Genomic DNA, 13,721 nt, shown 5'->3' on the forward strand with positions numbered 1-13,721 from the left:
GGCACTCAACTATTCTAAAAATAATGCCGAAGAGTCGGTGTCGAATTGCATCCAAAGTTGGTCCATAGGACACAGTCCTCCTCAATACAGCGAGTAGGAGAGCGGAGTGATAGACACGATATTACTCGGGATCATTCGGCGCTGATACATCAAGAGATCGCGTCTCAATCAAGGAGATAGCCCCCAGGCTAGAGATCTCCCAACACACTGTTCGCCGCAACATTTGGTCCGAAGCCGTAGCCCTTCCTTCTACTCCAATAAGCAGTCACCGAGTTCGCTTGAACTGATGAAAAGATAAGGCCGCAGCTTCAAGTCGCGCTCGGCGCTAGTTCACAACGTCATCCTTGGCATATTTAAGCGGTTCGTTCGGAGTGAGTTTCAGGTGGAGAAAAATCGCTCTATTTCTGCTGATGAGCTACTAGTGGCAATTGGAATCATAATTGTTTGGGGCAAACGCCACATTATTGACGCACTAATTTGCGGGTAGCAAGTTAACGCGGCTCTATCGCGACAGCAATGTACGATATATCCATTTGTTGCTGAGCCGAACTCAACTGCTTATAAAATTTAATAGAAAATCTGGTCTACTTTGTTGTTGCTTCTAATGACCTCAAAAAAACAAATAGGGGAAAATGAAATTGGATAAAAAGATTTATCTACCAATCTGGCTAGAGGAACAAGCCTGGCAAAACGCAAATTCGCTACTGGCTAAGCCGATCTATGAAAAGATTGCTCAATTCATCGGCACTCACCTCGAACGCATTCAAAAGCCACGCACGTTAAGTTCGTCGCAAAATGCCCGGGCCCACGAGACTATCTTGATTTCAGGAGACCGCGGAACGGGTAAAAGCGCAGTACTCGCCAATCTACGGACATACCTGGAGCAGCAACAGCTGCCGTACGACAGGCTTTTGATATTAAATCCGGTAGATCCGACGCTTCTCGACTCCGATCACGATCTGCTATTGAACATCATTGTCGCCGCTATTATTCGCGACTCTGCTGTTTCGAAGAGACTTGATGACAATGACGATCATGTACAAGAATTCTATGCGAGCCTGCATAAGTTGGGGTCGGCTTTGGAAGTCGTCCAAACTCGTAGCGAAAAGTACGGGCTAGATCGCTTGCGGTCTTTCATGGGAAACCATGGGCTTGCAGATGAGATCCATAAGTTTTTCCATCAGACGCTAATACTGATGCAAAAAGATCTAATTATTCTTCCGATCGACGATGTCGATACGTCATTGAACCACGCGTTCGAAAATCTTGAAATCGTCAGAAAATATTTAGCAAGCAAATTAGTTCTACCAATCATCAGTGGCGATATCAAGCTTTACCATGAGGTGATCTGGAGAGATATGCACGGGCGGATGCTTAAAGAGAGTCGCGCGGAGGAATCAAACGCGATTCCAAAAGCAAAATCACTAGCTCAGGAATATGAAATTAAAGTTCTTCCATTATCCAGGCGATTGGCTATGCCTCGGATCGAAGAGTATCTGAAAAACAAGGACATCGTATTAGTTGATAACAGACCAAGAAAAGTACCGAAAGAATTGATGTCGCTTCCAAATTACATTGCTTGGATTGAGGCGCTGCTTAATGAACGGGTAAATGGTGTTGAAAATAGCCGTTTGACACTCCCGATTCGTAGTCTTCGTTTGTTGACGCAGGTGATCTCGACGACTCGCAATGAGATTCCCGAAATCTCAGACGCGTTACCAGACGACGCTGTTGCTATTCGTAGGTCGGTATTCATGCCAATAGAAATTCTATTGGAAATTAATGAGTTTTCGAACCAGCTCGCTAAGGCAAATTCTTCTTCACCTAGCGCGAAGCAGCGAATTCTAAATTTAGCTACCAAGTCATTATATATATTGGCGCAGAATGGCCCGAAGCAAGATCGGGCATCAATCCATCAGATATGGGCTCGCAATTTATCCGAGCACTTCAGGAGCCAGCACGATGCTGGTGCGCCATATTTGATTCTTTCAGCATGGCTCGCTTGGCTAGAACAAGGGCAGGATTCCAATGAGGATCTCCCCTATATCAAGATAATGGCCAATAGCCGAATTTTGAATCTGCCGCTATTTATGCCCACGATACAGCAGCCGTATGAAGAATTTGATCAGCAATACGAATTGAGATCGTCTTGGCGGAAACAAATCCCAGATCGATATGCACCGGAATCTTGGTTTTCCAAGTTGCCTGAACGCGCAATATTGCCGTATCCACTTCCAGAACTTGGCAGGCAAATGAGCTCTCTTGGCCAGTTTTCGCCGTCAAAAGATGACGCTCTAAGTGAGCGTGCGCAATTATTGCGACTAATTATGGTGCATCGGAATTTCTATTCACGAAGCGAAAAAACTGCAATGGTATTTTGCGGAAGACTATTTGAAATCGTTGTAAGCAGCTTTGTTCGCGATCTAACGAGGATAGAGCTTGCGACGATCCTAGATGATCATCCATTTTATTCCCTAACCATGCTTGCAAATACCAAGACGCTAGATTTTCATTCGGAAGAAGAAGAATTGCAGTCAACCACATCAGAACAATTGACTCGAGAAGATGAAAATCGGGCTCTACCCGATTACATAATTTCTGATCTTTTGACAAAAATACAAGCTTGGAGGAGGAAGAACAAACTCTCCATTCCACATCCTTGGATTTTCTATAACGTGATGAACAAATTCTTCAATCAAGTAGCGATCTTCAATCCTCGGGAAGCACGTAATAACGCGCCGGGCTCCATGCTTGAGATGGCCATCACAGCTTCGAAGGCATTCAACGCTCTATGGGCTACTTTCGGAAGTTTTGAGAAGGGACCGTTATTCGGCGTTGACACGACTATCGCATATCAAAATGTAGGCGCGGGAGAGTTTATCAAATCTCCGCTTTACTACATGAATGTGGCACCACTGGAACAATTGCCTCCCATTATGGGCTCATACACTCGTGCCTTAGCCACACACCCAATTCGCCAGTTAATCGCGAATGTTCGAGAAGAGCTATCTCCGCCCTCTGGGCCGGATACCGGAGTCTCCTCCAATAGACGGAGGGGACGTGGCGCAGCGTCGTAATGACTTCAATTTCTTTGAGAATTAGAGAGGCAGTAGTTGGCAACCCGAAAAAACATAATGGATAGAAACTCAGTCGTGATCCAAAGTACTTTCGGATAGGGGAATTACTATGCGTTCACTCTCACTCTACGAAATAGCATCTACCTCAGTCTTCTCAAGTGGATCTCTCATGGGAGTTCTGCAGGATGAGTTGTGCTCACATTTTCTTGCCACAAAAAAAGGCAAGGGAGATTTTTATAAAAACTGTTTGCACTCGTTGAGCAAAGATCTAGACACGATATTTGCACAAAGGATAAGGCTCAATGAGTTGTCCAGCATATATTCGTTGATCTGGCCTTCGACTATATTTTCAAACGGAAATATGCCATTACTCGATGACTTATTCGGCCGAAATTTTGAGACGGGAAATGGGCAGATAACAATCAATCCTGAGAGGATTCAGGACTTCGCTAATTTGAGCTCCCGTCTCGATCCTGCGGTCGTCGTCGGTTGGGGATTGGCAAAGAATTTATCTCAGCAAACCATGACTCTTGACGACATTCTGAATACGGCATTGAGTTCGCATGAAAGAATGTATCTCCCGCTATCTAGCGATCACAAGGTTTTGGCGGAGAATCACGTGCATCTAGGAGGAGCATATGGCATTGATTTATCATTCTTCAGTGGCATTTTCTCCCCAAACTTTTCCAGAGAGATATCGAGCGGATTTGAATCGCTTCGCCGGTGGTTGATAGAGTTATTCGGGTCAATTGATCCCACCAATAAAAGCGAGTCGGAGAATATCTTGAAAAAGGAATTTTCCGGTCGCTGGAGAAGTGATACGCCCTCCTTGCCGGATTGGAGCGGGTGGGCTAAACGTGCCGTAACGGGCGGTCACGCAGTTAGTTTTTCCAAAATTCGACGAGCCATTGCGATAGCTTGGAATCAAGAGGATGTCGATAGAGCTTGGCTAGGTATGTGGGTTTGGCTTTGGCTTTGCTACATGAGGACTACAAGTCGTCACATACGCATCGCGATAATGCTAGCGGTAATTACGATGATGAACGAGCGCAGTAAATTGATTATGCAAGGTGGGGGCCTTGCCCGCTTTATAAAAAATTTTCACAAGGCTTCCAGAAAACACGGAACGCCTGCTTTCCAAGAAAGGATGTCAGTCCGTCGGATCTTTGCAAATGAACGAGACGTCGCCGAGATAAAAGTTTCTTTTCATAATATCGAAAATCTGATACCGCAACTAACAGAAGCGATATCCCGTTTTCAATTAGAAAATCAAAATATGGGGCGCCTTGCCACAGTCTCAGAACAAGCTGCATCCCTAAGTCAGGCCGTTAATAGATGGCATTGTTGCGTTCATTTCTTCCGCATCAGAGACTATGCAGAAAATCCTGCGTTGATATTAGACGAGGCTCGTGAAATTGGTCGAAAACTCTCTTGTCGCCCGCAATGGAACCTTCCTGATGAACTTCTTCAGATGGATATGCCTTGGCTCAATTCGCGCCTCGGCGATTGGATCAGAGGTATCGATGTGGCAGGCGACGAGAATTTGATAAAAATTGAGTGCTTCTCTCCAGCCCTACGTATGCTCCGTGAGATTTTCTTTAAGCGAGATGAAAGTGGCCGGGAATATTACCCGATTCACTTTAGTTTGCATGCAGGAGAGGATTTTGCAGATATTCTCTCAGGCCTTCGCCATATCGATGAATCAGTCCAGTTCTGCAATATGACGAGGGGAGATAGATTAGGACATGCGCTTGCTCTGGGAATCGACCCTTTGGAGTGGGCGAACGGCAAGAAGAGCACGGTCTTAGATTTGGACGAACATGTCGACAATCTTGTTTGGTTGTGGAAATCCACTGCCGAGATGAAAATTGTTGACTTTGATGACGTCAAGTCGCTCATCGAAGAGCGCACCATGCTTCTTTTTAGGAAGTTGCCATGGATGATCGGATTCAGTGGAGAGGCGGCAGAGCAATGGACGATTGAAGATTTATCTCAAGAATGGGCTCTGCGTCGAAACTCGTTTGATCACTGGATAAGAATCTCAAAATCTGGATCGATTAATCCTATGGAAGACCACGTACTCGTTCCTGACGAAGACGTTCTTAATCAAGAAAATCGACGTGCATCCTCCTTGTTTTCGATGAGAGGGCGGTGGCTGCGAGATCGCTACCTCAAGGAACAAAAAGACTCTCGTAGCGCATCCGTCGCAATGATGCCCAAAGTATATGTTCGCTTTGCCGATGAGAGAGAGACACTAAGCTGCCGCGTTCAATTCAATGACCGCATAAATGATCTGATCGAAGACGTTTGCCATTCTCGGCAGCTGGAACTCCTTCATATTTTGCAAGACTCTCTTTATAGAAAATACGCTGCTGCGGGACTACAGATCGAAACAAATCCCACTTCAAACGTGTACATCGGCGAGTTCGATGGATACTCTCGGCATCCTATTTTCCGGTGGGAGAAACGAAACCCAAATAACACGGAATCGCATCAAGAAACGATTGCGAATGGTACAAATGCAATGAAGGTGACCGTCAACACAGACGATCCTGGCGTAATGCCGACGAATCTACGGCTTGAGTTTGCTCTTTTGAAAGAGGCGGCATGCCTTTCGGGGTTAAGCAGTGAAGAGGCACAGAGATGGATTTCAGAATTAGAATCTAGCGGACTGAACGAGTTCCAAGAAAAACATAAAGGCATGCGAACGTTTGTGCCCACAGAGGCCGCAGGTGCGCTGCTTGGACGTCACTAAAATGCCTGAGTCTGTTGGACGACGTCAACGGATTGGTAGGCTCTTTGTTTGCCAGAACTCTGTGGTTGAGTATATTTTTGAGTGCTGCAGTGTTTCGATGCGGCATGCTCGTGAAATCATTGCGGCCCGGCGACGAGAATACAATTCTGAAAGGCCGCATAGTTCTCTTGGGTACCTGACGCCGCAACAGTTTGCAGAGACTTTTTTAACCGCAGACTCCAAGTCGTTCTCGTACTAAATTGGGGAGCAGGTCAGCATAATCAGCGGCAGTATCACTCCGTGGCGCTGGACGCGCGCTGCGCGGCTCGCTCTGGGCCGGCCAGTGGGCACCGACTGGGAACTACAGCATGGCCTGGCTTTCGCGCACAATAGTCTCGCCAACGCCCTTAAACGGGCCGATCGGTTGGAACTGGCTGAGGCGCCTCCACCCCGGCGCCTAGCCGTTACATAGGTCGGTTTTGACTCAAATTTGCGTCAGGTGCCACCGCCCGCCCAGCCTGGCCCGAGGGCCCGCTCGACTGGAATAAAATCTGACGCGTTTCGACGCACGAAATTAGAACAATTTCAGCATTTAGGTCGGCACGCCCATGAGCCTTTCCAGTTCAGCTACTACCTCGCAGACCTGCTGGTAATAACGATAGATTCGCTCGTAGGTAATATCTGCTGACTGCCCATGAGCGATCGCATGTCTGAGCGAAATTACGCTATTGACCGCATCTTTTTTCTCGTCAATTAGAAATTCATCTATCGTTGTTTCCCAATTTTTATCAAAAGAACTGAAGAGTTTTTTTAGCTTTTCGGTAGTGAGATTTGTAACACGCTCTGTATCTTTTATGACGTAATTGGCAACAGATGGTGTTGCATGACTTCGGGCGTAATGTGCCGCAGCGTTTCTGATCGACTGCTCAAGGAAGCCCGAAACGAGTACACATAAATAGCGTGAAAAATGCGATCGCAATTCAATTTCAGCGTGATCAATTTCAGAAATGCGTTGGAATACAGCATCCAATTCGCTTTTTAATGAGAATGAACGCTTAGCCATTTAGATCTTGGAAAATGCGGCAATTGCTGCGCTAATTCGATTGCTCACTTGATCTTCGCGGGCAGTTGCTTTTCCAACCGCAGCTTGGTAGTTCTTATCGGCTAACAAAATTTCATACGCACGTGCAAAGTCTTCGGTTGCGATTTCTTGCCCTTGCGCTAGGCGCGTCGACAAACCGACCATGACCGAATCAAATACGGCTGCGTTAAATGCGGTCTTGATTCTGAATGCACGTCGGCCTAAAGCCTTTTCAATTAATTGCGTTGCTGACTGAAATGCTGTTTTCACCTCGTCAGCACTCTGAGCTATCAACGTTTGGTTATTCTGTGCGTACTTCGTTAAAAAATCCTTCATCGGACTCTGATAATGATCGCGCCAAAATCTCATTGCCAAAAATCGGAGTATTAATTCTTGGTCTTTCAAAGTTTTCGACGGAGGACCAAAGAGATTTCGCCAAGTAGGTTCCGTGTTCAAATCTCGGATTAAATTCATCAAAGGGCCTGGTACCAGCGCTACACGAATTTCGTGGGGTGATAGCTGTGTCCCTCCAGAATTAAGTCTCTCGAAGAGTGAATAAACGCTAGATAAATCCTGTGCGTTTTTTGTCTTACGAATTACGGTGGCATGAATAATCGAATCATCAAGGGTTCTTCGATTTTGTTCATCCATATCTTTATAAGTGAGACCCTTAAACTGAGGCTGAACATGCTCCAGGGAAAATTCGCGCTTATTGAAAATGCCAGAATAAAAAGCAGACAAGGTTAATAGTCGTTGCTGCCCGTCTAAAACGAGTAGTCTCTTATTACTTTGCTGAACAAGAAAAATTCCAGGTACCGGAAGGCCCAACAAAAGACTTTCGATGAATCGATCACACTGAATTTTCGACCAAACAAACTTACGTTGAAAGGCTTCAACATCTACGGCAAGATCACCGAATCGCGTTCCGGGTTGAGGTTGACGGCCTCAATGTGCGATCAGTTCGGCGTGTTGCCTTACCATCGCCGGGTTGCGCTGGCGGGTGTGTTGGTAAATCTCGTGGCGGGCTGCGAGGATTGCGATGTCTTCGCCTGCGTGGCGTCGGTGGTGCCACGGCAAGGAGCTGCAACAACGGCAGGCAATGCTTGGCGGCCTCTCCCGGTGGGTTGCCCCTAGAAGGCGCTGGCCGCGTTGCACATCAGGGCTGGCGGCACCACCGCCAGCCCTGACACACGCCTTGCCACCACACCTGCTGGAGGCAACGCATCTCGCAGATTGAGTGTGAACCGGCCCTAATCAAGCTAGTGATCTCGATTAGCGCGAGACAATCCAATATGCCTCGCGATTTCCAGTCGGGGCTTTTTTACCTTCTGAGCATCTCACTATTTAATCTGGTCGCCATACTCGGGATCTGGCCTAACCGGAGTGGGGCGATTTCACGAACCGGGCCACTATCCTCCAAATTTCCATTTGCTCTTCATCATATCTATGCGTTTCTACATAGTTGCTGCATGGAGCTATAGCTCAACAACATCAACCGTCGCGGGATGTTCCCTCGCCAACTATGTATGTTTAGGGTTCAAGAGCATTTGGATGCGGGTCTTTTTTTATGCAGAAACCTTTGTGAGGTCGATGCTCGGTCAACTCAGCTGCGCGAGCTCGGAGAGGAGGCCTTGCATTCCGGATCCGCTCCGATCGCCGCCCAACAAAAAACCCGCATCATCGCTGATGCGGGTTTTTTGCTTGCAGCACAGGCCATGCGATGCATGGCCTGCAGCCGGAAGGCCAATTACATCATGCCGTCCATGCCGCCCATGCCGCCCATACCACCCATGCCGCCAGGCAGGCCGGCCGGCTTGTCCTCGGTCACTTCGGCCACCAGGGCGTCGGTGGTCAGGATCAGGCTGGCCACGGAGGCAGCGTTTTGCAGGGCCGAACGGGTCACCTTGGCCGGATCCAGCACGCCCAGTTCCACCAGGTCACCGTAGGTGCCGTTGGAGGCGTTGTAGCCGAAGTTGCCCGAACCTTCCAGCACCTTGTTCACCACCACCGACGGCTCGTCGCCGGCGTTGAAGACGATCTGGCGCAGCGGCTCTTCGATGGCGCGCAGCACGATCTTGATACCGGCTTCCTGATCGGCGTTGTCGCCCTTCAAGTCCTTGACGTTGGCGCGAGCGCGCAGCAGGGCCACGCCACCGCCAGGCACGACGCCTTCTTCAACAGCAGCGCGGGTAGCGTGCAGGGCGTCTTCGACGCGGGCCTTCTTTTCCTTCATTTCGACTTCGGTGGCAGCGCCAACCTTGATCAGTGCAACACCGCCGGCCAGCTTGGCCACGCGCTCTTGCAGCTTTTCACGGTCGTAGTCGGAGGTCGCTTCGCCGATCTGGGTGCGGATCATTGCCACGCGAGCTTCGATGCCAGCGGCTTCGCCGTTGCCGTCGATGATGGTGGTGTTTTCCTTGCCGATTTCAACGCGCTTGGCTTGGCCCAGTTCAGCCAAGGTAGCCTTCTCCAGGGTCAGGCCGACTTCTTCGGCGATCACTTGGCCGCCGGTCAGGATGGCGATGTCTTCCAGCATGGCCTTGCGGCGGTCGCCGAAACCAGGAGCCTTGACGGCAGCGGTCTTCAGGATGCCACGGATGTTGTTGACCACCAGGGTAGCCAGGGCTTCGCCTTCGACGTCTTCAGCCACGATCAGCAGCGGACGGCCAGCCTTGGCGACTTGTTCCAGCACCGGCAGCAGGTCACGGATGTTGGAGATCTTCTTGTCGAACAGCAGGATGAAGGGATTGTCCAGAGCGACGATCTGCTTCTCTTGGTTGTTGATGAAGTACGGCGACAGGTAGCCACGGTCGAATTGCATACCTTCGACGATGTCCAGTTCGTTTTCCAGCGACTTGCCGTCTTCCACGGTGATGACGCCTTCCTTGCCGACCTTTTCCATGGCCTTGGCGATGATGTCGCCGATGTCCGCGTCGGAGTTGGCCGAGATCGAGCCGACTTGAGCGATTTCCTTGGAGGTGGTGGTGGGCTTGGCCAGGTTCTTCACTTCACCGACGATGGCGGTGACAGCCTTGTCGATACCGCGCTTCAGGTCGGTCGGGTTGAAGCCTGCGGCGACGTACTTGAAGCCTTCGCGCACGATGGCTTGAGCCAGCACGGTTGCGGTGGTGGTACCGTCACCGGCGTTGTCGGAGGTCTTGGAAGCGACTTCCTTGACCAGCTGGGCACCCATGTTTTCCAGCTTGTCCTTCAGTTCGATTTCCTTGGCGACGGAAACGCCGTCCTTGGTCACGGTCGGGGCGCCGAAGCTGCGCTCCAGCACGACGTTGCGGCCCTTGGGGCCCAGGGTGACCTTGACTGCGTTGGCCAGGATGTTGACGCCGTTGACGACCTTGGCGCGTGCTTCATCGCCGAAAATAACTTGCTTTGCTGCCATGTTGGATTCTCCAGAAATTCGGTTCAGTTCATGTCGCCGGGCTCGGGCCTGAAGATTCAGGGAGCACCGGCTGCTGTCTTGTTGCCGATGGCCTTCACGTTTTCTCTATCTATATAGAAGGAAAAGGAAGGCCGGATGCCGAATTACTTCTCGACGACGGCGAACAGGTCTTCTTCGCGCATGACCAGCAGTTCCTGGCCATCGATCTTCACGGCCTGGCCGGAGTACTTGCCGAACAGAACGCGGTCGCCGACCTTCACGGCCAGTTGGCGGACCTTGCCATCTTCCAGGATCTTGCCGTTGCCGACGGCCAGGACTTCGCCTTGGTCCGGCTTTTCGGTCGCTGCGTCAGGCAGAACGATACCGGAAGCAGTCTTGGTTTCCTGGTCGAGGCGCTTGACGATAACGCGATCGTGCAAAGGGCGAAGATTCATGAGAACTCCTTAATTTTCAATAAGTTAGCATTGATTGCGGCGATGCCTGCAACGGTTTTCTTCCAAATGCAGCAGACGTCACCGCATGAAAAAGGGGATTGCGCCCGGCGGCGCTGTTAGCACTCTGCCGTGACGAGTGCTAAGTATAGGGATGGGTTGGGGAATTTTCAAGGCGTCAATTGCCGTGTTTGCGCGCCTGGTCTGCGCAGCGGCACTCAAAAAAATTCGAGGTCAGTTAAGAGAAATGCAGGCATGGCTCTGAATATGTAAAAAATAGAATGCGAATCATTATTATTGCGGCTCTTTCGGATCAGTCCGGAAGAGCCTTTTTTTATAAGAAATGAACGGCGGAGGTTCGCCAGTATTTTTATTGGACCGAAATGCAATGAAGAACAATCAGGCCCCATTCAACCATGCACGCGATCTGCGTATCGCCACTTCAACCCTTGCCTCGCTCGTGATGCTCGGCTTCCCGCTGGCCGGCATGGCGCAGCAGTCCGCGGCGCCCGACGGGCCGACGGGGCTGGAACCGATCCAGGTCAGCAGCGATTGGCTCGGCACTGGCTTCGAGAGCAGCGTGAAGACCTATCCCGGTGCCCGCACCGTGGTCAAGAAGCAGGAGATCGACAGCACCGGCGCCGTCAGCATCGGCGAGGTGATGCGCCGCATTCCCGGCGTGCAGTCCAGCGACAGCGCCGGTAGCTCCGGCAGCGCGATCGCCTTGAACATCGGCGTGCGCGGACTGACCGGACGCTTTTCGCCGCGCTCCACCGTCCTGCTGGATGGCATCCCCTTGTCGGTGGCACCCTATGGCCAGCCCCAGCTTTCGTTTGCGCCCCTGAGCCTGAACAACATCGAATCGATCGATGTCATCCGTGGCGGCGGCGCGGTGCGCTTCGGCCCGCAGAACGTGGGCGGCATCATCAATTTCAAGACGCGCTCCATTCCGGCAGGCGAGGGTATCTCGGGTGATGCTTCGGTGCGCTACAACAGCTACGGCAAGGGCGGGGGCAATGCGCAGTACACCGCCTTCGCCGGCGGCCAGAGCGACAATGGCCTGGGCATGGCCTTCCTGTACTCGGGCCAGGACGGCAGCGGATGGCGCGACAAGAGCGATGAACATCTCAACGATTTTGCGCTGAAGATGCGCTACGAAATTTCCCCGCGTTCAGAACTCCACGCCAAGTTCAATTACTACGATGTGCTGAGCCGCACGCCGGGCGGCCTCACCACCGCGCAGTACGCCGCCGACCCGTTCCAGAACACCCGCCAGCGCGACAACTGGAGCGGTACCCGCAAAGGCTTCGACGTCGGTTACCTCAATACGCTGTCGGATCATCAGGAGCTGGAGATCCGGACCTACTTCAACCAGGCGACCCGCCAGAGCAGCTTGATCAACGTGACCGGCGTGCGCCTCTCGCATCAGCCGCGCAACTATGAAACGCTGGGCATCGAACCCCGCTACACGCAGCGATTCGCCTGGGGCGGCACTACGCACGATGTCACCGTGGGTTACCGCACCATCCGCGAGCGCGGGAATGACAACATCTACAACGAAGCGGTCCGCACCGGCGCGCTGAGCGGATTCACCCAGTTCCAGAACAGTACCGATGCCCATGCCGGCTACATCGACGACAAGATTGCATTCGGCAGATGGCGCATCACGCCGGGCCTGCGTTTCGAACAGGTGCGGTCAAGCCGCTACGAAATGGGCAAGAAGGATCCTTATGAAGTGGCCAACGACAAGCTGCTGCCCTCGATCAACCTGGCGTATCTGCTCACGGAGCAATTGACCCTGTTCAGCAACTACAACACCTCCTTCGGCGTGGTGCAGAATTCGCAACTCAACACCATGTCTTCCGCCAATCCGCTGTCGCCCGAACTGGCCCGGACGATGGAAGGCGGCATGCGCTGGAAGAGCGCACAGGCCTCCGCCGAAGCCACGGTGTTCCACATCAATTTTGACAACCAGATCGTGTCGGTGCAGGGAACGACGCCCAACGTCTTCCGCAACATCGGCCGCACCCAGCATGATGGCGTCGAACTGGCGATGGACTATGCCTTCGCTCCGGACAGCCCCCTGAAAGGCTGGTCGGTCTTCGCCAACTACACCTACACCCGCGCCCTGCAGAAGTCAGGCAGCAATCCAGGCAAGGACTTGCCGTTCTATGCACGCACGACCGATACGCTCGGGGTGCGCATGCAAACCGGTCCCTGGACGCTCAACCTGTCGACCACGCACCAGGGCCGACAGTTTGCCGATGAAGCCAACACCGTCGCCGAAAGCGCCGACGGCAGCATCGGAGAAATCCCGGGCGTGCGTCTCTGGAATGCGCAGGCGAGCTGGAAGGTGCCGGGCAAGAAGGGATTCGACCTCACCGCGGGCGTCAACAACCTGCTGGACCGGCGCTACTTCACCCGTACCGTGGATGGCAATCTGGGAAAGCTGGTCGGTGCGCCGCGGACCTTGTATGTCCAAGGACGTTACACATTCTGACCGTGCCGGGATGAATGAAATCGCGCACAGGCCACCGCGGCCATCGTTCATCTGGCCCTTCCGCAAGCAGGGTCCCGGATCCGGGGTCAAATGAAGAATAATTCCCGCAATACGAGAATTGATCCCCGGGAATGAGGCTGGCACCCCAATCCAGCCTCGTTACAAGTGCAGCTTTCTGCTATTTCCCCACCCTAATTGGTGCACTCCTTCGCATCCCGATTCAAAAAAGTGCATAAAACGTGCGATATGAATGAAGCGCCGCGTTGGCACGGAACTCGCTCTCCCAGCCGCACCATTACGGTGTATTCTGCCCGGCGGGGCGGTGTAATGGAGGAACTGCCCCGCCTGGCCTGGCGCTGCGGCCGGGCCGCTTGCCTGCTGTGGCTCCGTCCCTTTTTATCCGGGGATGCCCCTGGGGAAAGCGCCCGAGTGGCGATGCTGCAAGGCATGGCTCGGTTTTTGCAGTAGCAGAGTCCGCAAGCAAGAACCGGTCAGCGACTG

At 51.9% G+C, this 13,721-nt stretch carries 6 protein-coding genes and 2 pseudogenes; 4 read left to right on the top strand and 4 right to left on the bottom strand.

Translation table 11 applies throughout. The features are described 5' to 3' along the window. Window positions 1-632: 632 nt before the first annotated feature. The 3 genes and pseudogenes from rdrA to J2X56_RS15515 all read left to right on the top strand — a co-directional run. Window positions 633-3,077 (top strand): antiviral RADAR system adenosine triphosphatase RdrA, encoded by a 2,445-nt coding sequence (gene rdrA, locus J2X56_RS15505; RefSeq protein WP_310160754.1) that lies wholly within the window; start codon window positions 633-635, stop codon window positions 3,075-3,077. Window positions 3,078-3,246: 169 nt separating this feature from the next. Then, window positions 3,247-5,832, top strand: coding sequence for a hypothetical protein (locus J2X56_RS15510; RefSeq protein WP_310160756.1), 2,586 nt, complete (start codon window positions 3,247-3,249; stop codon window positions 5,830-5,832). A 79-nt stretch (window positions 5,833-5,911) separates the two neighbouring features. Further along, window positions 5,912-6,070, top strand: a pseudogene (locus J2X56_RS15515) (integrase core domain-containing protein); the annotation flags it as partial. A 333-nt stretch (window positions 6,071-6,403) separates the two neighbouring features. Here the strand turns inward: J2X56_RS15515 and J2X56_RS15520 are convergent. The 4 genes and pseudogenes from J2X56_RS15520 to groES all read right to left on the bottom strand — a co-directional run bounded on the left by J2X56_RS15520 (window position 6,404) and on the right by groES (window position 10,723). Beyond that, entirely contained in the window at window positions 6,404-6,874 is a 471-nt protein-coding gene (locus tag J2X56_RS15520) for a HEPN domain-containing protein (RefSeq protein ID WP_310160758.1), read from the bottom strand. Next, window positions 6,875-7,777 (bottom strand): annotated as a pseudogene (locus tag J2X56_RS15525) (DUF262 domain-containing protein); the annotation flags it as partial. 862 nt (window positions 7,778-8,639) lie between these two features. Beyond that, on the bottom strand, window positions 8,640-10,289 hold the full coding sequence (gene groL, locus J2X56_RS15530; protein WP_310160759.1) for a chaperonin GroEL: 1,650 nt from the start codon (window positions 10,287-10,289) through the stop codon (window positions 8,640-8,642). A 143-nt stretch (window positions 10,290-10,432) separates the two neighbouring features. After that, window positions 10,433-10,723 carry a co-chaperone GroES gene (groES, locus tag J2X56_RS15535; protein WP_008115200.1) on the bottom strand — a complete coding sequence of 97 codons (291 nt, stop codon included), beginning with the start codon at window positions 10,721-10,723 and terminating at the stop codon, window positions 10,433-10,435. Between the two features lie 385 nt (window positions 10,724-11,108). On the opposite strand from groES, the gene J2X56_RS15540 reads away from it, so the two are divergent. Further along, window positions 11,109-13,220, top strand: coding sequence for a TonB-dependent siderophore receptor (locus J2X56_RS15540; RefSeq protein ID WP_134137252.1), 2,112 nt, complete (start codon window positions 11,109-11,111; stop codon window positions 13,218-13,220). The last annotated feature ends 501 nt before the right edge of the window (window positions 13,221-13,721 follow it).

The organism is Herbaspirillum sp. 1173 (assembly GCF_031455335.1).
Classification (GTDB): Bacteria; Pseudomonadota; Gammaproteobacteria; order Burkholderiales; family Burkholderiaceae_D; genus Herbaspirillum; species Herbaspirillum huttiense.